General features: G+C 32.6%; 20 protein-coding genes and 1 riboswitch. Of the genes, 2 read left to right on the forward strand and 18 right to left on the reverse strand.

Going from position 1 to position 23,887, the window contains the following annotated elements; translation table 11 throughout:
• Positions 1–262: 262 nt before the first annotated feature.
• The 7 genes from J2Z44_RS05175 to J2Z44_RS05205 all read right to left on the reverse strand — a co-directional run bounded on the left by J2Z44_RS05175 (position 263) and on the right by J2Z44_RS05205 (position 7,856).
• Positions 263–1,429 carry an iron-containing alcohol dehydrogenase gene (locus J2Z44_RS05175; protein WP_021281228.1) on the reverse strand — a complete coding sequence of 389 codons (1,167 nt, stop codon included), beginning with the start codon at positions 1,427–1,429 and terminating at the stop codon, positions 263–265.
• A 576-nt stretch (positions 1,430–2,005) separates the two neighbouring features.
• Entirely contained in the window at positions 2,006–2,854 is an 849-nt protein-coding gene (locus J2Z44_RS05180) for a 3-hydroxybutyryl-CoA dehydrogenase (protein WP_021281227.1), read from the reverse strand.
• A 317-nt stretch (positions 2,855–3,171) separates the two neighbouring features.
• The gene (locus J2Z44_RS05185) at positions 3,172–4,179 is read right to left on the reverse strand and encodes an electron transfer flavoprotein subunit alpha/FixB family protein (protein ID WP_021281226.1); all 1,008 of its coding nucleotides are present in this window, start codon (positions 4,177–4,179) and stop codon (positions 3,172–3,174) included.
• Positions 4,180–4,202: 23 nt separating this feature from the next.
• Positions 4,203–4,985, reverse strand: a complete 783-nt coding sequence (locus J2Z44_RS05190) for an electron transfer flavoprotein subunit beta/FixA family protein (RefSeq protein WP_031270875.1) — start codon at positions 4,983–4,985, stop codon at positions 4,203–4,205.
• A gap of 13 nt (positions 4,986–4,998) precedes the next feature.
• Entirely contained in the window at positions 4,999–6,138 is a 1,140-nt protein-coding gene (locus J2Z44_RS05195; protein ID WP_021281224.1) for an acyl-CoA dehydrogenase, read from the reverse strand.
• Positions 6,139–6,192: 54 nt separating this feature from the next.
• A complete protein-coding gene (locus J2Z44_RS05200) occupies positions 6,193–6,972 on the reverse strand; it encodes a short-chain-enoyl-CoA hydratase (RefSeq protein ID WP_021281223.1) in 780 nt (259 codons plus the stop codon).
• Between the two features lie 245 nt (positions 6,973–7,217).
• Entirely contained in the window at positions 7,218–7,856 is a 639-nt protein-coding gene (locus tag J2Z44_RS05205; RefSeq protein WP_021281222.1) for a redox-sensing transcriptional repressor Rex, read from the reverse strand.
• A gap of 424 nt (positions 7,857–8,280) precedes the next feature.
• Here J2Z44_RS05205 and abc-f point away from each other — a divergent pair, with 424 nt between their 5' ends.
• Positions 8,281–10,194 carry a ribosomal protection-like ABC-F family protein gene (gene abc-f, locus J2Z44_RS05210; RefSeq protein ID WP_021281221.1) on the forward strand — a complete coding sequence of 638 codons (1,914 nt, stop codon included), beginning with the start codon at positions 8,281–8,283 and terminating at the stop codon, positions 10,192–10,194.
• Between the two features lie 261 nt (positions 10,195–10,455).
• Here abc-f and J2Z44_RS05215 read toward each other — a convergent pair whose 3' ends face one another.
• From J2Z44_RS05215 to J2Z44_RS05265, 11 genes are all read right to left on the reverse strand, one after another.
• The gene (locus tag J2Z44_RS05215) at positions 10,456–10,602 is read right to left on the reverse strand and encodes a hypothetical protein (protein ID WP_021281220.1); all 147 of its coding nucleotides are present in this window, start codon (positions 10,600–10,602) and stop codon (positions 10,456–10,458) included.
• 445 nt (positions 10,603–11,047) lie between these two features.
• Positions 11,048–11,839 carry a lysine 5,6-aminomutase subunit beta gene (gene kamE, locus J2Z44_RS05220; RefSeq protein WP_021281219.1) on the reverse strand — a complete coding sequence of 264 codons (792 nt, stop codon included), beginning with the start codon at positions 11,837–11,839 and terminating at the stop codon, positions 11,048–11,050.
• Positions 11,839–13,395, reverse strand: coding sequence for a lysine 5,6-aminomutase subunit alpha (kamD, locus tag J2Z44_RS05225; protein WP_021281218.1), 1,557 nt, complete (start codon positions 13,393–13,395; stop codon positions 11,839–11,841). Before kamD ends, kamE begins: the two co-directional genes overlap by 1 nt.
• Entirely contained in the window at positions 13,385–14,866 is a 1,482-nt protein-coding gene (kamC, locus tag J2Z44_RS05230) for a lysine 5,6-aminomutase reactivase ATPase KamC (RefSeq protein ID WP_021281217.1), read from the reverse strand. The genes kamD and kamC overlap by 11 nt, the downstream gene beginning before the upstream one ends.
• A 1-nt stretch (position 14,867) precedes the next feature.
• Entirely contained in the window at positions 14,868–15,893 is a 1,026-nt protein-coding gene (kamB, locus tag J2Z44_RS05235) for a lysine 5,6-aminomutase reactivase subunit KamB (protein ID WP_021281216.1), read from the reverse strand.
• Between the two features lie 40 nt (positions 15,894–15,933).
• The gene (gene kamA, locus J2Z44_RS05240; protein WP_021281215.1) at positions 15,934–17,181 is read right to left on the reverse strand and encodes a lysine 2,3-aminomutase; all 1,248 of its coding nucleotides are present in this window, start codon (positions 17,179–17,181) and stop codon (positions 15,934–15,936) included.
• 190 nt (positions 17,182–17,371) lie between these two features.
• Entirely contained in the window at positions 17,372–18,415 is a 1,044-nt protein-coding gene (gene kdd / locus J2Z44_RS05245; protein ID WP_021281214.1) for an L-erythro-3,5-diaminohexanoate dehydrogenase, read from the reverse strand.
• 37 nt (positions 18,416–18,452) lie between these two features.
• Positions 18,453–19,283, reverse strand: a complete 831-nt coding sequence (kce, locus tag J2Z44_RS05250) for a 3-keto-5-aminohexanoate cleavage enzyme (RefSeq protein ID WP_021281213.1) — start codon at positions 19,281–19,283, stop codon at positions 18,453–18,455.
• 59 nt (positions 19,284–19,342) lie between these two features.
• A complete protein-coding gene (gene kal / locus J2Z44_RS05255; protein ID WP_017413419.1) occupies positions 19,343–19,723 on the reverse strand; it encodes a 3-aminobutyryl-CoA ammonia lyase in 381 nt (126 codons plus the stop codon).
• 264 nt (positions 19,724–19,987) lie between these two features.
• Positions 19,988–20,166: riboswitch (Lysine riboswitch) on the reverse strand.
• 232 nt (positions 20,167–20,398) lie between these two features.
• Positions 20,399–20,680: a DUF503 domain-containing protein gene (locus tag J2Z44_RS05260; protein WP_021281212.1), complete on the reverse strand. Its 282-nt coding sequence runs from the start codon at positions 20,678–20,680 to the stop codon at positions 20,399–20,401.
• Between the two features lie 15 nt (positions 20,681–20,695).
• Positions 20,696–21,223 carry a hypothetical protein gene (locus tag J2Z44_RS05265; RefSeq protein ID WP_209649391.1) on the reverse strand — a complete coding sequence of 176 codons (528 nt, stop codon included), beginning with the start codon at positions 21,221–21,223 and terminating at the stop codon, positions 20,696–20,698.
• A gap of 890 nt (positions 21,224–22,113) precedes the next feature.
• Here J2Z44_RS05265 and J2Z44_RS05270 point away from each other — a divergent pair.
• Entirely contained in the window at positions 22,114–23,886 is a 1,773-nt protein-coding gene (locus tag J2Z44_RS05270; RefSeq protein WP_021281210.1) for a thiamine pyrophosphate-dependent enzyme, read from the forward strand.
• Position 23,887 lies beyond the last annotated feature (1 nt).

A 23,887-nucleotide genomic window follows, 5' to 3' on the forward strand; every position in this document is an offset into this window, starting at 1 on the left:
TTAATTGTTAGATAAAACCTTCTTGTTTTTTTTGAAGATAAACAAATTGAATACTTTATATATCTTTTAAGTACAGAGATTTGTCCCTCCTAAAAGTACCTTACATATTTAAAGTAAATAACTTTTACCTCTCTCCTTTAGAGAATACACTCTTATAAAAATACTACTTAAATGTTTAAGCATCTTTTTATAGAAAACATTTTCAAAAGGCTACAAACTTTAGCCCCCTATGAAAAATTCCATAGAGGGCCTTTTAATTCCCTTAGAAATTTACTTTTGTTCCATTATATATGCAAGTGAATAACTTTTTCATTTCTTCTACAGTTATAGTTCTTGGATTTGATCCAGTACATGCATCTCCTATGGCATTTTCAGATACATAATCTAAATTGCTATTGAAATCTTCTTCTGTGATTCCATAATCTCTTAAATTTGTAGGAATGTCCATAACTCTGTTTAACTCTTTAATAGTTTTAGTTAATGCATCTACTAACTCTTCATCATTACTTCCTTTTAAGCCTAAGTTTCTTGCTATAGCTGCATATCTATCCATGCAAGCTTTTTTATTAAAGTCAATTACATATGGTAAGAATACTGCATTTGCACATCCATGAGGGATATGGAACACAGCTCCAGTTTTATGTGCCATTGAGTGAGTAATCCCAAGTAGTGCATTTGAGAATGCCATACCAGCTAAACACTGAGCTATATGCATGTTATCTCTAGCTTTTTCATCTCCATTGTAAGAGTTTAATAGGTTTTCTTTTATCATTACAATAGCTTGCATTGCAAGTGGATCTGAGAAAGGTGATCTTAAGGATGCAACATAAGCTTCAATGGCATGAGTTAATGCATCCATACCTGTATGCGCAGTTAATTGCTTTGGCATTGTCATAGCAATTTCTGTATCTAATATTGCTATATCAGGAGTAATATTAAAATCAGCTAATGGGTACTTTATTTTCTTTTTATAGTCAGTAATTACTGAGAAAGCAGTAACTTCTGTAGCAGTTCCACTAGTTGAAGGTATTGCAATAAATCTTGCTTTATTTCTTAGAGTTGGAATAGTAAATGGATCTTTTATATCCTCAAAAGTTATTTCTGGATGCTCATAGAATACCCACATAGCTTTAGCTGCATCAATTGGTGATCCTCCTCCAATTGAAACAATCCAATCTGGGCCAAACTCTCTCATTGCCTCTGCACCCTTCATAACTGTTTCTATAGATGGGTCTGGTTCTACGCCTTCGAAAAGCTTAACTTCCATTTTAGCTTCTTCTAGAAGATTTTTAACCTTATCTAAGAAACCAAACTTTTGCATTGAACTTCCGCCAGTAACAATAATTGCTCTTTTGCCTTGAAGAGTCTTTAAAACTTCTAATGAATTTTCTCCAAAATAAATATCTCTTGGTAATGTAAATCTGTTCATAGTCTTTCCTCCAACACATATTATTTTATAGATTTAAATTTTTCTTATAATATATTCTAGGGATAGTTAAATAATTAACTATCTTATACATTCATTATAATACAACAAAAGCGAAATAACAGCACAATAGTTCAAATTTATAAAAATTTAACAATTAAATATATGTTTAACATTGATTTTATTATATCAACCTTATTAATGCATATTTGGCAAGCCTATTATTTCTTATTTTTTGTTAAATCTATAACATTTTATAAGTATTAATAACATTTCATTTCCTCTAACTATCATATCTTCTTTAATGATCAATCGCCTTACTATCATAGGTAATTTGCTTGGCTAAAAATCCAAAATTGCTGTAGAAACTGAACTTACTATCTTTAAAGCCATCTTCTGAGAACTGGTTGCTATTTCTCTTATTTCACTTTTATTTACTCGTATTTGTCTATTTTTCACGGACTAATATTAAAACTAAAAAACCATCTACACCATGTAAGTAAGCATTAAAACTCACTACCATATATGTAGATGGTACTTTATTCCCACTCCTTTTGAAGTAAGGATATTTAAATTAAATTATTTTTGATAGTTATGGAAACCTCTTCCTGTTTTTCTTCCAAGGTATCCAGCTCTAACATACTTTCTTAGTAGGCTATGAGCTCTATATTTTGTATCTCCTGTTTCTTTGTATAATACATCCATAATAGCAAGACATACATCAAGTCCTATTAAGTCCCCTAAAGCTAATGGCCCCATCGGGTGATTTGCTCCAAGCATCATAGCTTTGTCAATATCCTCAGCACTTGCAATTCCTTCTGCAAGGATTCCCACTGCTTCATTAATCATTGGAACTAAAATTCTATTAACAACAAAACCTGGAGCCTCTGCTACTTCTACAGGCTCTTTTCCCATTGCTAAAGTTAATTCTTTTATAGCATTATAAGTTTCTTCTGAAGTTGCCATTCCTCTTATGATTTCAACAAGCTTCATTATTGTTGCAGGGTTAAAGAAATGCATTCCTATAACTTTGTCTGGTCTTGAAGTAGCTGTAGCTATTTCAGTTATAGAAAGTGATGATGTATTTGTAGCAAGAATTGCTTCTGGCTTACAAATCTTATCTAAGTCAGCAAATATTTGCTTTTTAATTTCCATATTTTCTACTGCTGCTTCAATTACTAAATCTACATCATCTAATAAATTTAAATCAGTAGTTCCACTGATTCTAGATAATATATCCTCTACTTCTTCGTTAGTAATTTTACCTTTTGCTGCTAACTTTTCTAAACCTTTTTTAATTCCTGAAATTCCTTTTTCAACGAATTCATCTTTAATATCCCTTATTATTACCTCGTAACCTTTTGCAGCAAATGCTTGAGCTATTCCAGCTCCCATGGTACCAGCACCAAGAACACAAATTTTTTCCATTTATAACACCCCTTTAGTTAATTTTAGGCATCTAAAAGTAAATAACAAGCATACTGACTTATTTATTTTTTAAAGATACCTTATATTTAAAAACTCTTATATTACATATTTAATTGTAACAAAGATTTTTTTACTTAACTTATAAAAGTCCTAGGAATTAGTCTATTTATTCAAAACTAAAAGACTTCGTTCTAATTAACTTCTTTCGTATCTATTTATTAAACACAGTAAGTTGATACATAACTATATTACCATAACTTTCATATTAAAATAAACCCCAATACTCCTAGAGCATTGGGGTATATTAATTATCAAAATTATTTTTGCATTGCTTTATATTGAGCAGTAAGCTCTGGAACTATTTTCATGTAGTCTCCAACTAATGCAACGTCAGCAACCTTCATGATTGGAGCATCTCCATCTTTGTTGATAGCTATGATGAAGTTAGAATCTTGCATTCCAGCTAAGTGCTGAATTGCTCCTGATATACCACAAGCTATATAGATTGTTGGTCTTACAGTTTTTCCTGTTTGTCCTACTTGAACTGACTTATCAACCCAACCATTGTCAACAGCTGCTCTTGATCCAGCTACTGAACCGCCTAGTGCATCAGCAAGGTCTTTTAAAACTGCAAAGTTTTCTTTAGAACCTACTCCTCTTCCACCAGCTACGATAAATTCTGCTTCAATGATATCTTCAACTTCTTTAGCTAATTTAACAACTTCTAAAACTTCTGTTCTTATATCTTCTTTAGCTAAGGAAATGTTTGCTTTTTCTATTTTAAAGCTTCTGTTTTCATCTTTAGTTAATTTTTCAAAAACTCCTGGTCTAACAGTGGACATTTGTGGTCTATGGTCTCCACAAACGATTGTAGCCATTAAGTTTCCACCAAATGCTGGTCTTGTCATTAATAAGTTGTTGTTTTCTGGATCTATATCAAGGGATGTACAGTCAGCTGTAAGTCCTGTAGATAATTTTCCAGCAACTCTTGGTCCTAAATCTCTTCCTATATAAGAAGCTCCAATAAACATGATTTCTGGTTTCTTCTCATTGATTAAATCAGCTATAACTTTTGCATATCCATCAGTAGTATAGTGGCTTAATAACTCATGATCAGCAACTAAAACCTTGTCTGCTCCGAAAGCACCTAATTCTTTAGTCATTTCTTCAATGTTTTTATGTCCAAGAAGTAACGCAGTAAGCTCTACTCCTAATTTATCAGCAATTTCTCTACCTTTTCCAAGTAATTCTAATGCAACATTTTGAAGTTCTCCATCTCTTTGCTCAGCAAAGACCCAAACTCCTTTATAATCTGCTATATTCATAGTAATTCCCTCCTACTTATATCCTAGATGAAGTGTTTTTCTTTTAGTTTAGATAATGCAATTTGTGCAGCTTCTTTTGGTGATACATTGTATATTTCACCTTTGCCTTTTGCTTCTTTTGCCCAAGATCTTTTAACCTTTGTAGGTGATCCTTTTAATCCTAAAAGAGCTACATCTACATTAATATCTTGTACAGTCCAAACCTTTATCTCTTTTTCTTTTGCTAAAGAGAATATGTTTTTAATGTTCATGTATCTTGGAAGGTTTAAAGTTTCGATAGCTGTTAATAGAACTGGAGTTTGAACTTTTATATACTCATATCCATCTTCCCAAGCTCTTCTAACTTTTAATCCATTCTCTTCTACTTTAACTTCTTCAACATAAGTTATTTGTGGAAGGTTTAAATGTTCTGCTATTTCTGGTCCAACTTGAGCTGTATCTCCATCTATAGCTTGTCTTCCTGCGAATATAATATCATATTCTAAGTTTTTAATAGCAGCAGCTAACGCATGAGAAGTTGCAAGAGTATCAGCACCTGCGAAAGCTCTATCAGTTATTAATATAGCCTCATCTGCTCCCATTGCTAATGCTTCTTCTAAAGCTACTCTAGCTTGTAATGGTCCCATTGTTATTACAGTAACATGAGCACCATTTTCATCTTTTAATCTTAATGCTTCTTCTAAAGCATTTTTATCATCTGGATTTATTATTGAAGGAACACCATCTCTTATAAGAGTTCCTGTCTTTGGATCTATTTTAACTTCATTTGTATCTGGAACTTGTTTTACACAAACAACTATTTTCATCATTAATTCCCTCCTACTTTAAGACGTTAGCTGAAATAACCATTCTTTGAACTTCTGAAGTTCCTTCGTAGATTTCAGTTATCTTAGCGTCTCTCATCATTCTTTCAACTGGGTACTCTTTTGTATATCCGTATCCACCAAAAATTTGAACAGCTTTAGTTGTAACTTCCATAGCTACTTCTGAAGCATATAATTTAGCTCTTGCAGCTTCTAAAGAGTATGATAAACCATTATCTTTGTTATAAGCAGCTTTGTAAACTAATAGTCTAGCAGCTTGAACTTTAACATCCATATCAGCTATCATCCATTGTAATCCTTGGAATGCAGCAAGTGGTTTTCCGAATTGTTTTCTTTCTTTCATGTAAGCTACAGCTTCATCTAAAGCTCCTTGAGCTATTCCTAGTGCTTGAGCAGCTATACCAATTCTTCCGCCATCTAGAGTATTCATTGCAACTCTAAACCCTTGTCCTTCTTTTCCAAGTAAGTTTTCTTTTGGAACTATACAGTTTTCGAATACTAACTCAGTTGTTGAAGATGCTCTTATTCCTAATTTCTCTTCAACTTTTCCTATTGAGAAACCTGGGAAGCTCTTTTCAACGATGAAAGCAGATATTCCTTTAGTTCCTTTTGATTTGTCTGTCATAGCAAATACTATGAATATATCAGCAACACCACCGTTAGTGATGAATATTTTTGAACCGTTTAGTATATAGTTATCTCCATCTAAAACTGCTGTAGTTTGTTGTCCTGCAGCATCTGTTCCAGCATTAGGCTCAGTTAATCCGAAAGCACCTAATTTTTCACCCTTTGCAAGTGGTACTAAGTATTTTTCTTTTTGAGCTGGAGTTCCAAAAGCGTATATTGGAGAAGCTCCTAATGAAGTATGAGCAGATAATATAACTCCTGTTGATCCGCATACTCTTGAAAGTTCTTCTACAGCTATTGCATAAGAAAGGTTATCTCCACCTGCTCCACCTAATTCAACTGGAAATGGAATACCCATCATGTGGTATTTAGCCATTTTCTCTACATTTTCCATTGGAAATCTTTCAGTAACATCTATTTCAGCAGCAATTGGCTTCACGTCTGTTTCAGCAAATTCCCTTACCATTTTTCTTACAAAATCTTGTTCCTTAGTTAGTGAAAAGTTCATTTCCCTATACCTCCTATAATTTATACATTTATAGAACTATCTCTACACTCTATGTTATCTATTCTTAAATTCTTTCTCTCTCTTCTCAACGAAAGCAGTCATACCTTCTTTTTGGTCCTCCGTGCTAAAGCAAAGTCCAAATACTTCTGCTTCATACATCAAGGCACTATCTATATCCATTTGCATTCCTTTATTTATAGCTGCCTTACATAACTTCACAGCTATAGGAGCATTCTTCGCTATCTTATTTGCCATACCTTTAGCTTCATCTAATAAAACTTCTGGTTCAACCACTTTATTTACTAGACCAATTCTTAAAGCTTCTTCTGAAGTTATAATATCACCTGTGTATATTAATTGTTTAGCCATACCTTCGCCAACTAGTCTAGCTAATCTCTGAGTTCCGCCAAACCCAGGGGTTATTCCTAGTCCAGCCTCTGGCTGACCAAATTTTGCTTTATTTGAAGCTATTCTTATATCACAAGCCATTGAAAGTTCACATCCTCCGCCTAGTGCAAAACCATTAACTGCAGCGATAACTGGTTTACCTAAGTTCTCTAACTTTCTGAAAACTTTGTTTCCTAGCATTCCAAAGTTTCTTCCGTCCATTGGATTTAAGTCTTTCATCTCTGATATATCTGCTCCAGCAACAAAAGCTTTGCCTTCGCCTGTTAAAACAACTACATATACTTCATCGTCTTGTGCAATAGCATCAATAACATTATCTAACTCTTTTAAAGTGTCAGAGTTTAAAGCATTTAATGCCTTTGGTCTATTAATCTTAACTATTGCCAAATTACCTTCTTTTTCAAAGATGATATTACTATAATTCATTCTTTCCATCTCCCCATGAATTTTTTCCTTCATATATTGTTAATTTCATAACAAATTAAAGTAAAAAATAATTGAAGCCTTTAAGCCTCAATTATTATTATATAAGGTATTTAATAACATTTCAATATGATTTAGTGTTTTTTTTGTGAAATTAAAAAATTGTTTACTTATATTAAAAGTCATAGTAATTTAATGACTTTTACTACCATTTAATGTTATTTTCTGTGTGTATTTTTGTCATTATTTTAATCTAATTCCTGTTCATTCAACAAATAACTTAAAGTCATAAGACTTTCACTTAGGTGTACATTTTCTACTATTACGTCATTTGGCACTTTTAAGTCTACGGGTGCAAAGTTCCAGATTCCTTTCACACCATTTTTTGTAACTAAATCGGTAACACCTTGAGCTCTATTTTTAGGTACACATAGTATAACTATATCTACTTTGTTTTCTCTTATAAATTCCTCTAAGTTGTCTATATCTTGAATTTCTATATCTCTTATTTTAAGCCCTATTAATTTTACGTTAATATCAAAAATTCCTTTTAGGTTGAAAGACATTCTTTCGAATTTAGTGTAGTTAGCAATGGCCTGGCCTATGTTACCAGCCCCTACAATTATGGTACTATATTCCTTATTCAAGCCTAGAATCCCAGCAATTTGATATAATAGTTCCTTCACGTTATAACCATATCCTTGCTGCCCAAAATCCCCAAAACAGTTCAAATCCTGCCTTATTTGAGATGCCGTAAATCCAATTTTCTCACTTAATTCCTTTGATGAGATTCTATCAACATCATTTTTCGCTAATTCATTTAAGTATCTGTAATACTTTGGTAATCTCTTTATAACAGCCATAGAAATATTCTTTTTTCTTTCCATTTTTCCACCCCTAACTTAATTTTGTACTACGTGATTCTTTTATTCTAATGTAATTCATTAATTAAATTTATTAAGTATATTAGTAAATTTCTTTTTATATAAAATTAACATAAATTTAAGCTCATTATCCTTAGTATTGCCTATTATTTAAAATGTCTATAACCTAAATTAATATAATTTCTCAGTATATATCTCATAAATTAACATTATACATCAATTATTTTAATATTATTTAAATATTATCTAAAATTATGTATAAATATGTATTAATTCTCAATTATATATTATATCACTAATTAATAACATGCGCTATATTTTTTATAAAAATCCTTTATTGTTCGTAATCATATACTAGCTCAATTAAGTTTTGCTACAAAAAATCTCTCTTTCGTAGTAAAATATATAAGCGAGGACGGTGAAAAACATGATAGTTTTAAGTTGTAAAAACCTTCACAAAAGCTTTGGTATAGATGTGATATTAAAAGACATTACTTTTAACATAAATGAAGGAGAAAAAATAGGACTTATAGGCTCAAACGGAGCTGGAAAATCCACTTTATTTAAAATATTAACTTCTCAAATGGATTATGATAACGGGGAATTGTTTATAGATAAATCCAAGAAATTAGGTTATCTTTCACAAAACTTAGCCTTAGAATCAGAGAATTCTATTTATGATGAGCTTCTTTCAGTATTTAGCAATTTACTTTCAATTGAGGAAAAACTTAAAGTATTAGAAATTAAAATGAACGAACCCTATGATTCTTCAAAGGAAGCTTATCATAATAAAGTAATTAGAGAGTATACTACCCTCTCTGAAGTTTACACAAACAATGGTGGTTATACCTACAAAGGCGAAATAAGCAGAGTTTTAAAAGGACTTGGTTTTACCGATGAGGACTTTCATAAATCAATTAGTATTCTAAGCGGTGGGCAAAAAACTAGGGTAGCACTATGTAAACTACTTTTAACTAATCCTGATATTTTATTACTAGATGAGCCTACAAACCATCTAGACTTAGATGCAATTGAATGGTTAGAGGAATATTTAAGAGCTTACAAAGGTACTATGATTATAATCTCCCACGATAGATTTTTCCTTGATGCTATAACTAACAAGACCTTAGAGCTTACCCATGGAATCATAGAAAGCTATAACGGCAACTACACAGCCTTTATAGAGCTTAAAAAGCAAAACTACGAAGTTATGCTTAAAGCCTATAACCTTCAACAAGCAGAAATAAAAAGACAGGAAGAAATTATTACTCGTTATAAGTCTTTTAATAGAGAGAAAAGTGTAAGAGCAGCAGAAAGTCGCCAAAAGGCCCTAGATAAAGTAGAGAGAATTGAAGCTCCCCATAAAGATCAAAAGGCTTCAAAAATTAAATTTGAAACTCAAATCAAGAGTGGAAACGACGTGCTATACATTGAGAATCTTTCTAAATCCTTTGGAGAAAAACTATTATTTCAAGGCTTAAATATGGATATTAAAAGAGAAGAAAAACTTGCTCTTATAGGTGAAAATGGTCGCGGTAAAACTACCCTATTTAAAATCATCATGGATAGAATACCAAGCGATACAGGTGTTAAAGTTCTTGGTAAGAATGTTTTCTTAGGTTATTATGATCAAGAGCAATCTAATCTTAATGAAGATAAGACCATCCTAGACGAAGTATGGGATGACTTCCCTAATATGACTACCACAGAAATCAGAAACGCTCTAGCTGCATTTTTATTCACAGGGGAAGATGTATTTAAGCACATATCCACACTTAGTGGTGGGGAAAAGTGCAGAATTAACTTATTAAAACTAATGCTATCTAAATCAAACTTTTTATTACTAGACGAACCTACTAATCACTTAGACATTATGTCTCGTGAAGCCTTAGAAGAAGCTATCATGGAGTATGACGGAACAATAATTGTAATCTCCCACGATAGATATTTTTTAAATAAAGTTATTAATAAAATCTTTGAACTTAAAGAAGACGGTATTAAAGAATACCTCGGAAATTATTCCTACTATGTGGAGAAAAAGAAAAACCCTCTAAGATTTAAAGAGGAAGAAGAATACGAAGGTTTAACCAAAACTCAAATTAAGCTAGATAAAAAGAAAAAGAAAGAACTAGAAAAAGCTGAAAAAGAACAAAAGAATAAAGTTAAATCTATAGAAGATGGCATTGCCAAGCTAGAAGAAGCCTTAGAAAAACTTCAAGCTGACCTTTGCTTAGAAGAAGTGTATTCTAATCCTGAAAAAAGTATGGCAATAAATAAAACAATTGCAGAGACTCAAGAATCTTTAGATGAGCTATACTCTCAGTGGGAAACCATGGTTTAAAAGGCATCTGAAAATAAATAAAAAGTCAAAGATGTGAAGGATATTTTGTGATAGACAAGGAAACAGGTTCCGCAGATAGTGGGGCTATCAAAGGGTTCTGTTGACGCAGTATAGCACAAAATAGACGAGCAGATTGACTTATTTATTTTTTGAAGATGCCTAAGAGCCTGTAGCAGTGTTTTGCTGCTACAGGCTCTTTTTTTTAATTATAATTCAATCCACCTAATAATAGATAATAAAACTATTATTGCAAGTTAGGTTTTACTCCTTATTAAACCAGTTTACTATCATATAATACTCCAATGAATTGTCAATGATATTTAATCCTAAAAACTCTTCCTTTTTGTGTTTAAACTTTTTTCTCAAGTCTTCCACATATTGCTTTACAATAGAACTAGCTAATATCATTATCTCATCACCTTAATCTAATGTATTTGAGGTTGTGTTATATTTGCCTCTACTGTTATTATGTACAGAAAACTACATATTATTACACTAACTTACAATATAATGTCATCCAAATATTGGTTTAGGCATTTGAAAATTTCATCTTTTACTATCCTAAACTCAAATTAAATAATGAACAAGTTCATTTGTTAACAACTTCAGAAGCCGATTTAGACCGAACAAAGATACCTTTGTTACACTAAGGCAACTTGCCTAGGCTATGCAACTGCCACTTCTAGAGGATGGAAGACTTGAAGCCTCCAGAATGTTGTTAAAACTTTTTAAAACATAGGTGTTAAAGTCCATCTATTGAAAGTTTCAAAAAAAAGAAAAACACAGAAAAAATTCTATGCTTTTCTAATATATATTTTTTTAAAAGGGTTGCTTCTTTTTAAAAGTTTAAATTCTACTTGTTTAAGCCTCTTGCTACCATTTCAGTAGCTGCAAAAGTAGCTACGTCATCAGCATATTTTCCTGGTCCAAATCCAGCATCATATCCAAGTTCTTTAGCAAGCTCATGAGTTATTCTTGGACCTCCGCAGATTAATATAACCTTATCTCTAATGCCCTCAGCTTCTAAAAGCTCTACAAGATTAGTTAAGTTTTGGATGTGTACATCCTTTTGAGTAACTGTTTGAGAAACTAAAAGTACATCAGCATTAAGCTCTATAGCTTTTTTAATGAACTCTTCGTTTTCAACCTGGCTTCCAAGGTTGTAAGCTTCTATCATTTCATATCTCTCAAGACCATAATGTCCTGCGAAACCTTTCATGTTCATGATAGCATCTATTCCAACTGTGTGAGCGTCTGTTCCTGTTGAAGCTCCGATGATTGTAACTTTTCTTCCAATGTGTTCTTTTATATATTCAGACACTTGCGCCATATCCATTGTGTCTACTTCTACTGTTTGAACATGAATTTCTTCATAGTTTACAGTGTGCTGTAATGATCCGAACACCACATAGAAAGTGAAATCCACATCTAGTGCTTGGTGATGAGCAACGTTAGGATCTTTTAATCCCATAGCTTTAGCAAGTTGCGCTGCAGCTTCTATTCCTCTTTCATCATCTTTAACTGGTAGAGTAAAGCTTACTTGAACTTTACCATCATTCATAGTATCTCCGTAAGGCTTAAGCTTAGTTAAATCTAAGTTTGTATCAAAGTCTCTTACTTCAGTAGAATATAATCCGCCGCTCATTATTTGTTACCTCCTAACATTAATTCTATGAATGGGTTGAAGTATCCATTTTCGATTTCTACAACGCCATTAAGACCTTTTCCTCCAGTAAGTGGTCTTTTTATACCTGCAAACTTACCTTGCTCAAGAGTTCTGAATAAACCTTCTTTCTCAATTTCTCCAATTAAGTCAGCAGCTTTGTTTACTACCTCATTAACTCTTGTTTGCATGATTCCACCTTCTTTGAAAGTGATTTCTGAACCAAGATCCTTCATTGTGTTGAAGATATATTGGGCATTATCTATTGAAACAGCTCTATCACTCATAAATGGAGTGTGTATAGCTTCTGTCATCATTCCAAGTAAGTGTAATTTTTGAGAAGTCATTATTGTAACCATGTTAAATAATGCATCTTGAACTTGACCTTTGAATATATCCCCAGTCATAAACTTAGTTGGAGGCATGTATTTAAGCGGTGCCTTAGGGAATATTTCTCTAGCCATTTGTGCTTGTGCAAGCTCAAATAAGAATCCATTTTCAACTTTTGGATCTATTTCAAACGCATGCCCAAGTCCCATTTGTTCTTCTGGAAGTCCAGCAACTAAAGCAAATTGCTCATTTATAAATTGAGAAGCAAGTACTGTATGAGCTTCTTCTACTGCATCTGCAGTTGTTAAGTAGTTGTCTTCTCCAGTGTTTATTATAACTCCAGCAAAGCCATTGATTATTCTTGAGAAGTATTGGTCAACTATAGTTCTTTGCATGTTTATATCTCTAAATAGTATTCCATATAATGCGTCATTAAGCATTACGTCCAATCTCTCTAAAGCTCCCATAGCTGCAATTTCAGGCATACATAATCCTGAGCAATAGTTACATAGTCTTATGTATCTTCCTAATTCTTCACCTACTTCATCAAGAGCTGCTCTCATAAGTCTGAAGTTTTCTTGAGTTGCAAATGTTCCTCCGAAACCTTCTGTAGTTGCACCATATGGAACATAGTCAAGTAAACTTTGTCCTGTTGTTCTAATAACAGCAATTACATCTGCTCCTTGCTTAGCAGCAGCTTTAGCTTGAATTATATCCTCATAGATATTTCCTGTAGCAACTATAACATAAAGATATGGACCTGTTTTATCGCCAAATCTTCCAAGATATTCTTCTCTTTTGCTTCTGTTAGCTCTAACTCTTTCAACAGTTGCCTTTGCCACTTTATCAACAGCCATTTTAATCTCAAATTCATCATGCATTGGTAGTTTTGTTAAGTCTATTTCACCTTTTGCTACCTTCTCAGCTATTTCTTGTGGAGTAAGTCCTGTTTCTATCATAGCATTACCTATGAACTTAGAAGCTCCTAATGCTAATCCGTTTCCATTTTTAATGTTTTCCACTACAACGTTTGGTAGTGGTACTCCAAATTCATCAACACCATCTATTCCTAATAATCTACATACTGTTCTTTCAACAGCAACAGTTGTATGTCTATCTATAAAGCTTTGAGTATCTTTAGCTATATTTCTAGCAGATTCTCTAGCCTTTTCAACCACTTCCCAATTTAAATTTAATTTACTTTCCATGGTTATCCTCCTCATCATAATAAGTTTTTGCTATATTTACTATTTCTTTTTCAAGTCCTAAAAGCATGGCTATATTAAGTGCATCTTTCGGAACCTTATTTTCTTTCGAAACTCTTTCCAGCTTATATTCCATATGTTCTTGAATAATTTCCACAGAATGAGTTTTATTTAAATCTATTTTATATTTCAAGCTTTCAAAGTCCACATTTTTAAGCCCTGTAACTTGATAATGATCCATATTATCTTCCACTACTCCATCATAGTGAGTAGAAATTATACTAACAGTTTGGTACTTTGTAAGGTATGTAGCTAGAGACTTCACTAAGTAATATCCTTCTTTAGGATTAGTTCCCCTTGCAAATTCATCCAAAGCCACAAAGCCATTACCTCTTTTAACACATTCCACTACTTCCTTCATCTTAATTATTTCTGCTCCAAAGGTACTTAACCCCTTTGAAATTGACTGCATATCATCAGAAACGAAATGAATAAAGTCTAGCACTGGAAAGCTAGCTTCTTTAGCAAACACGTAAAAACCCATTTGCCCTAAGATAAGATTTAAAACAATAGTTTTTAACGCAACCGTTTTTCCTCCCATGTTTGCACCAGTTATTACTGTGGTACCACCTTTTAAATCAAGGGTTACAGGAGTAAATTCTTTTCTTTTTTTAGTTAAGATGTTCTTAATTTCTGGATTGAAAGCTCCCTTTAAGCTAATATCCATGTGCTGTATAATGCTAGGTTTTATACAATCATACTTTATGGCTAGCTTTGCTTTTGCTGTAAGTAAATCAAGAATACCTATTGACTTTATGTTTTCTTCCATACTTATTGCATAGTCCGAAAGCCTTAGAGTCAACTCTTTTCGTATTCTTAGTTCCTCTTCTTCTTCTAAAATCACTAAATCTAATCGCTGCTGTTTTAGCTTAGCAATTTCATCCTCATTATTAGATGCAAAAATTTGTTTTTCTTTTTGCCTTTTAAGTTCTCTTATATCTCTAAGGTTTTCACTATACTCCTCATAGATATAAAAGGTAGACATTCTTTCTTTTTGAGGATTTAAAACTCTTAAAGGCTTGTCTAAAGAATTGAACTTAACTCTAGAAATACTTAAATTTGCTCTAGTTGTAAGTTCCATTAACTCTTCACTCAAAATAGAAAAATACTTTATTTCATAAAGCTCTACTTCATCCAAAGTTTCTTTTTCTTTACATCTATTAATTGAGGCCTTTATATCTTTTACCTTGCAAAATATCCTTCCAATTTCAGCAAACTCTTCGGGGTAATCCTTCATAGCTTTTATAAGGATTCCTATATCCTCCAGCTCCTGTTGTAAGCTTTGAACTTCATTGACTTTATATGGTTTTATAAGTTTTTTCTCTTCTATACCATAAAAAGTAGTTATCTCAAGTTCATCCATTACAAAAGAAAGTCCAATTTGCTCTCTTTGTTCATTATCTAAAAATTTCATACTATCGCCCTCCAACCACGTCAAACACTGGTACAGCTAGGCACTGTCTTAATCCCTCTAAAAATTTGTCCTTATCAAATTCATAGCCATAGGGTGACTTTGGATTTGCTGTGACACAAACTACATTAATAGGATTAACAACCTTAATAATTCCTCCTTGTTTCTGGAACTTATAAAGAGTATCGCTAGTTAAAAACACCTTAGTTCCATCCTCCACAAGGAAAGTAATTTGCTTATAAAGATTTGTAGATTTCATTATATCCTCTATAAGCTTATCAGAAATTACACCTTTAATAACAACATAGGTTACAGTTTCATCTAGAGCTTCTACAATCTCCTTAGAGGCTTCTAGGGCGGTTAAAACTTCCAGTGTTCTATGGGTGCAATCCTTGTAAATAACACCAACTCTTCCTTGGCCTATAATATGTCTTCCTACATTAACAATAGAACTATCATCCTCATGGGGTAGGCTTAACAGCTCAATTGTATGTTTTGTTTCATCTATAACTTTTCTCATACTTCTTGACAGAGCAGCTCCAGTAGATAAAATTGTTGCTTTCGTTATGGCGGGAGATGCAAAAGTTTTTCTACTTAAGGCTCCATCAATTATTACTAGTTCAGAACCTAGAGATAAAAGTTCTTCACGAATTTGGGCTAGATAAGAATTTAGCGAAGGTCCACCTAAGTCTACATACCCATCACTTAAGGCCCTACAGATGATAACTTCACCCATAGGTGTATGTATACCAGTGGATTTAATGATTTCTCTAGTAATATCACTATTAAATAGGCATTGTTTTGCAGTTGCTAAAACAGTGCCTTCTTCAATGTAAATCTTGGGTTTTTCAGTAGCAGTAACCCTATCTACTTCTTCTCCATCACGTCCTATAGAAGTAAGTCCTAGGGGCATTTTGCCCCTAGCTTCCTTCAATATGTGATTTAAAGTAGTGGTTTTTCCTACATTTTTATTCATACCTATAATAGATACACTATCATAAGATTTTATTAGTTTTAAAATTTCATTCATATAATCCCTCGATTTCTGAAAATCTTGGATTTTCTAAGAATTAGTGTGAATGTCTTTCATTTCTCTCTAATCCCATTGGCTCTAGGGCTAACTTCTCTCCGTTTAGAAGTCCTGCTACACCAACTTTATGAACTTCTTTCTTGCCTGTGCAAACATCACAAGTACATCCTGGAGTGTAGTCTGTTGGTTGAGCATAAGTTGTTATAACTCCCTCAAAGTTTCTTAATATTACTTTGTCATGGCTTTGAGAAATAATGTAGTTAGGCATTACTGGAGTTTTTCCACCACCGCCTGGAGCGTCAACAACGAAAGTTGGTACGCAGTATCCTGAAGTATGTCCTCTTAAACCTTCAATGATTTCTATACCCTTAGAAACTGGAGTTCTGAAGTGCTCTAGTCCTAGTGATAAGTCACATTGGTAAATATAGTATGGTCTAACTCTCATTTTAACTAATCCATGTACTAAGTCTTTCATTACATGAACACAGTCATTTACTCCTCTTAAAAGTACTGATTGGTTTCCTAATGGGATACCTGCATTAGCCATTCTCTCACAAGCTGCTTTTGCTTCTTCAGTAATTTCATTTGGATGGTTAAAGTGAGTATTTAACCAGATTGGATGATATTTTTTAAGCATATTTACAAGGTTATCAGTAATTCTTTGTGGCATAACTACTGGAACTCTTGATCCTAGTCTTATGATTTCAACGTGTGGTATTTCTCTTAATTTGCTGATGATATACTCTAAAGTTTCATCATTAACAAGTAATGCATCTCCACCTGATAAAAGAACGTCTCTTACCACAGGGTTGTTTCTGATATATTCTATAGCCTTATCAATTCTTTCCATTGGCATAGCATCATCTTTTTGACCAGCAAATCTTCTTCTTGTACAGTGTCTGCAGTACATTGAACATTGGTCAGTGATTAATAATAATACTCTGTCTGGATATCTGTGAGTTAATCCTGGTACAGGTGAATCAGTATCCTCATGTAGTGGATCTTCTAAGTCAGCAGCAGCTCTGTGAGTCTCAAGTCCTGTTGGAATTGCTTGCTTTCTAACTGGATCCTCTGGATTAGTTGGATCGATTAAAGATAAGTAGTATGGAGTTATTGCCATTCTTAATGTTTGAAGGCATTTTTTTGCTCCTTCTTCTTCCTCTTCAGTTAGTGGAATATACTTTTTTAATTCCTCTAAAGTTTCAATTCTGTTTCTTGTTTGCCATTTCCAATCGTTCCATTGTTCATCAGTTACATTTGGAAATAATTCATGTCTACGATTAATCATTTATTTTTCCCCCCGCATATTTAATATAATCTATTTAATTACTTTTAATACTTTTTATAAGAAACCAAGGCAAACACTAAGCTTTTAAGTAGTCCTCCCCCAGTTTCCTTAACTTTTTAGATTTCATATGCCAAACCTTAAAACTAAAAGTCTATAACCATATACCTCTTAATGAAAAATGCGATTTATATTATACGTATAATTCTTCAAACATTTTTCTTAAGTTTTCGTTTTCTCTTAACTCTTCTAAAGTTATTTCAGCATGTCCTTTAGTATATCCGTTTCCTATGATCATAGTAACGTCTTTACCTACACCTTCAGCTCCTAATGCTGATTTTGTAAAGCTTGTAGCCATTGAGAAGAAGTAAACTATACCATCATCTTTAACTGGTAGTATTGTTGACATTTCAGTGTTTGCTACGTTTACGCAGTTGATAGATACATCAACTTCTTTTCCATTGTTGTTTTCCATAGCTGCATTCATTACATCTACCGGCTTAGTAGCATCTCCGATAACGATTATTAGTCTTGGTCCAAAATCTAATCTTCTTAATCTTGAAGCTTCTTCTTCATTTCTTACTAGAGCTATAACTCTTCCAGTTGGTCCAACTCTCTTAACAGCTTCATAGCAGCAAAGCATTCCTGATTTTCCTGCTCCTCCTAATATTAAAACTGCTTGACCTGGAGTTACAAGCTTAGCAACTTGAGCTGGTGCTCCTGCAACGTCTAATGCAGCTAATGCTAATGTTTCTTCCATATCTGTTGGAAGTTTTGCATAGATTCCGCTTTCGAAAAGTACTGCTTTTCCTTTGATTTCTACTCTATCGATGTCTGGTTTAATATCGATTATTTCATCTATTCTAAGTGGAGTTAAAGAAAGTGATACTAACGTAGCAATTTTATCTCCAACTACTAAGTCAGTTTTTCCTTCTAAAGCTTCTCCGATTTTCTCTATTGTTCCAATTAACATTCCGCCTGATCCTGTAACTGGATTTTGCATTTTTCCTCTTTCAGCTACAATCTCAAGAATTTTTGCTTTTATTTTTTCGATATCATGATTAGCTTCTTCCTCAATTTGAGTAAAGCTTGCTGAATCGATGTTTAAAGCTTGAACATCGATTAATATTTCATTATCATAGATATCCATGTTATTATCAATTTTTACTGCTGGTTGTGGTAATACTGATTTTGGTTCTATAACTCTGTGAGTTCCATATTTGCATCCTTTTTTCATTTTAAAAGACCCCTTTCAATAACAAACTATTTATATCTTAAACCTCTAGTGGTTTTAACCCTAAAATCTCTCTTGCTTCTTTTGGAGTTGCAATTTCTCTTCCTAGCTCTTTTGCAAGTCTTACTACTTTCTCAACAAGAACTGCGTTAGATTCTGCTATTACTCCTTTTTCAACATAGATATTATCCTCAAAGCCAACTCTAACATGTCCACCAGCTATAATTGACATAGCTGCTAGTGGGAATTCATATCTTCCTATTCCTGCTACACTAAAAGTACTTCCTACTGGAAGGCTTTCTTTCATAAATAAGAAATCTCTCATATCTCCTGCAATACCACCATTTACGCCCATAACAAAGCTAAAGTGCATTGGTGCTTTTATGTAGCCCTTCTTATGAAGTCTTAAAGCCATATCTATCATACCTTTGTCAAAAACTTCAATCTCTGGTTTAACTCCCATTTCGATCATTTTTGTTCCAAAAGCTTTAATATCGTTTTCAGTGTTAACAAATATTTCATCTCCACCAAAGTTACAAGTTCCGCAATCTAAAGTCGCCATCTCTGGTGCTAAATCTACCGGTTGTAGTCTTTCCTCATTTGTCATACCTACTGCTCCACCTGTAGATGGTTGAATGATAGCATCTGGACATCTTCTTCTAATCTCTTCTATGCATTGTCTAAATCTTTCTCTGTCTTGAGTAGGTGTTCCATCATCTTTTCTTACGTGAAGATGAATTATACTTGCTCCAGCTTTGTAAGCTTTTTCAGCTTCAATACCAATTTCTTCAACAGTATAAGGAACATTTGGGTTGTGCTCTTTGGTAACTTCTGCACCACAAATAGCTGCAGTAATTATTAATTTTTCCATAAACCTAACCTCCAAATTTGTTAATTTTTTAACAAATATCTTGCAATAAATCCTGCAATTTACTTTCTTTTCTTATCTTTTGGAACTACACATGTTCCACTTGCTCTACATACAACTATTGGCTCTTCTAAAACATCACAAGCTGAATCATTTATGTCTGGTCTTGGTACTATTACTTTCCTAGCTTCAAAAACCATTTTTCTTGAAGTATTTCCTACTTGTACAATTTCTCCTACTGCTTCAATGTAATCTCCTGCATAAACTGGTGCTAAGAATTCTACACTGTCATAAGCCTTGAATAAACCCTCATCTCCATCATTTAGGATTAATAACTCTGTAGCTACATCTCCAAATAATTGTAACATTCTAGCTCCATCTACTAGATTTCCGCCATAATGTGCATCATGTGAACTCATTCTTAATCTAATTAATGATTTCATAACTGTTCCTCCCTTAATTTCTACCTTTATAATTATTACTTTAACATCATTTACTTGAAATGATGAAATATGTTACTAACATTATTAAAACAAGTCATCGCATTAAAGTGTTAAAGCGTGAAAACAAAACACCTTTTCTTCCAAGTTATGTACTTCTGTTAACTGCTGATATGTAGTGAAAATAAAAAATGGCACTGAAAAATTCAGCACCATTAACAAACACTCTTATTTTGGAGATTTCTATTAATGCAATGAATTTCTCATCACATAAATAGCTCTCCATAAATTATTTATGGCAGTGATAGAAGATTACCCTCTACCCCCAAGTAATATATAAAAAACTATATATTCTTTCGGCAAATAAACACTTTGTTCAAATCATTGGAGGTTTTTCTCCTTAACATCTATGAACTACCAACTTTATCTGCACCTCTATTTATGACATATTTAATTTTTAACAAGGCATTTGAAAATGCCTAATATCTTTTACTCTCAATATCATTATAATATTCTGATAAAAAAAAAGCAATATATTTTTTTTCTCAAAATTATGTTTATATTAAGAAATTTTTAAAAAATTCAAATATTTTTCATAACTCTCGACATGATTTATTTTAGGAATTTGAAAATAAGTAATAAGACACCTTACTAATTTACTTATTTTTTTGAAATGCCTTATATTATCTCAATGTATGAATCTATTACATCAGCCTCAGAAATTTCCTCAATGTAATTTACTACATTTTGAACTATAGAATTAGCATGAGAAGTAGTTGTACTCACTGCAACTATGCCAATTACTATACTTTGATGCAAATCTTGATCTTCTACTTCAGCTATAGATACATTATATTTATTTCTTACCTTTTGTATTAAACTTTTTACAACCATTCTCTTTTCTTTTAAAGAGTGGGAAAAAGGTGCATTCATATAAACTTTACAACTTCCAATTATCATATATCTATCCTCTACTTAACTTTCAATAATATCTTCTCCTAATTCTCGCCAAAGATAATAGTCATCTATAAATTTATCACTTAGTTCTTCAAGCATCTTTCTATATTGCTTTTTACTCCATTTACAATCGGTTTTAAGGCATCTTTCTATGTATTCTTTGAAAAAAGGCTTCATTGTATTTTCTAAGGAAATTTCCTTAACTAAGTTATTATTATTATCACAAAGTATTATGTAAATATACTTCTGTTTCACAAGATTTAACAATAATTTTAAGCATTTACTATCATTATAATCAAACCAAAATTTATAATAACTATTAAATCCCCTTTCTCTTAGGTTTACTACTATATATTGAGCTAAAACTTTACCACTTTTAAGAAATGCTCCCCTAATAGCAACATGAGGATTTACTACTTGGGTTTTTAGCACTCTAAAATCATCCTTTATAACTATTAAAGTATTGCTACTTAATTTAATCTTATTTTCTATTAAGGTTGATGAATTGGAAGGCAAGTTTATAATAATTTCCTCTAAGCTTTTCACATTGTTGACCGTTGTATAAAATCTACTAAAATCTAGTATTTAGAGATTTATTCCTTATTCAATGCAACCTGTTTTATCATAAGATTACTCCAGTTTGTATGTTGCTCCAAAGGCTTAAATTCCCGCACAACGCACGGTACATATACAAGTTTACTTTTAAGTGCAATATCTTGTATTAACTTACTTTGCTTGGTTCTCGCTAACTACTTACGCAAGTAGCCTTATTTAAACACTAACACCCTCAAGGTTCTACCCTATGATTACATCACTTTCGCAATGTCTGGGATTCACAATAGCTATTAATATTATAACCAAAATAAGCTTAAATATACCTACTAATTAATACTAGTTTTTATCTATTTTCTATAGATTAAATACAACAGTTCACCTCCCTCCACTATAATTCAACTTTAGGCTTTCAATATGAAAATGCATTGATTTATTTTAAAAGCCTTAAGGTAATCAAAGTATGATTATTGAACTTATTTATCTGCACAGCAAACATTTTCGTACATTATATTATACCACATATATTTACATAAACCTCCTTATTTCTAAGAAGTATTACTTAATACTGTTGTTTTCACAAAAATATACCTTAATCCAATTCTATCCACTTACATATATTTTCTATTAAAATTTCTATATTTTTTCAAAAAATAATTTTTTCGACATATGTGGTAATAGTTATTATTTGGTGATAAAATTTATTATATACTAAACTCAACTTTGCTATCATATAAATAATTGAATTGGATATAGGCTTTCATAATGAAAATTTTTCTTTTCATTTTCAAAAGCCTTAGGGAAACCAATGTAGGCGTAAGCTATAAGCTAAATACTGACTTTGGTTCCCAATATTAATACAAAACGGAATGGAGGAATTACTATTGAGTAATAAAAAAATATTAACTGGAAACGAAGCTGTTGCAAGAGGTTTCTTCGAAGGTGGAGGAGTAATAGCCTCAAGCTACCCTGGTTCTCCTACTGTTCAAATTCTAGATAGTTTAAAGCAGTATGAGGAGATTTATAGTCAGTGGGGAACAAATGAAAAGGTAGCTATGGAAATAGCTATGGGAGGAAGTATTGCTGGTGCTCCTTCTATGGTATCTATGAAGCATGTAGGAATCAACATAGCAGCTGACCCCTTTATGACCTTTACACAAATTAAAACTAAAGGTCCTTTGCTATTAGTGGTAGGAGATGACCCAGGTCTTACTAGTTCTCAAAATGAACAGGATAGTAGATTTTATGCTAAGTTTGCAAATATACCTGTATTTGATCCTTGTAACCCACAAGAAGCTAAAGACTTTATTGTGGAAGGAATTAAAATTAGTGAAAAGTTCAACACCCCAGTAATGGTAAGACTCACCAGCAGACTATGTCACTGCAGAGGAATTGTTGAATTAAAAGATAGAGTAGCTTTTTCTTATGATGGCTTTATAGAAGACCAAAGTAGATTTTGCATGCTACCTCCATATGCCAATGCAGCTCAACACTTTATGAAAGAAAGAATGGAAAACTTAAAAACCTTTAATAACACATATAGTCTTAATAACCTTGAGACTAAAGGCAGTGGTACATTAATAATAACCAGTGGGATGTGTTATGAAAACTTAAAAGAACTTGATGTAAATGTGGACATATTAAAGCTTGGAATGATTTATCCTCTTCCTATGGATTTAATAAAAGATTTATATTCTAAATATGAAAATGTCATAGTATTAGAGGAAATGCTACCATTTATTGAAAATGAACTAAAAGTAGAAGGTTTAACGGTTATTGGTAAGGAGTTATTCCCTTTCACTGGAGAACTTACCCTTGAAACCATTAAAGCAGGACTTATAAAAGCTAATATAATCAATGAGGAAGTTCAAGGTGTTGAAGCAGAAAAAGTTCCACCTAGAACTCCAATGCTATGCTCCGGCTGTCCTCACAGACCAATTTTCCACATTTTAAAGATGAATAAAGCTACAGTTATTGGCGATATAGGTTGCTACTCTTTAGGAATTCTAGAACCTTTTGAAGTTCACAAAACTAACATTAGCATGGGCGCTTCTTTAGGCATGGTTTTAGGGCTTGCAGAGGCAGAAAGTAAGATAGATAAAAATAGACCTTTAGTTGCTACTATCGGAGATGGAACCTTCTTCCATTCAGGAATAACAGGTTTTTTACAGCTAGCTCAAACAGATAAAAACATTACTGTAATTGTTATGGATAACAGAACCACAGCTATGACTGGAGGTCAAATAACTCCTACTACTGGAGATTATTTTAAGGAAGAAGGGGGTTATACAGTAAACATTGAAGGTGTTCTTAAATCTATTGGCATTTCTGATATTACTGTAGTAGATCAATTTAAATATAAAGAGACCAAAGAAGCAATAAATAATGCTATGAAGAGAAATGGTCTCTCAGTAATTATAACTACAAGACCTTGTGCTCTTAATTTTAAGGTTAAAAAACCTCATTACTATGTAGACGAAAATATATGTATCGGTTGTAGAAGCTGCATAAGAACTAACTGTCCTCCTATTTCAATGAAGCTATATGATGGAAAAGATAAGAAGAACTCTTATATAGATAGCAATATGTGTGTAGGCTGCTCTGTATGTTCTCAAGTTTGTCCTGTTGGGGCAATAAAATGCAGCAAGTCAGAGTAAG

This window comes from Clostridium punense (assembly GCF_017874425.1).
In the GTDB taxonomy this organism is placed as follows: domain Bacteria; phylum Bacillota; class Clostridia; order Clostridiales; family Clostridiaceae; genus Clostridium_J; species Clostridium_J punense.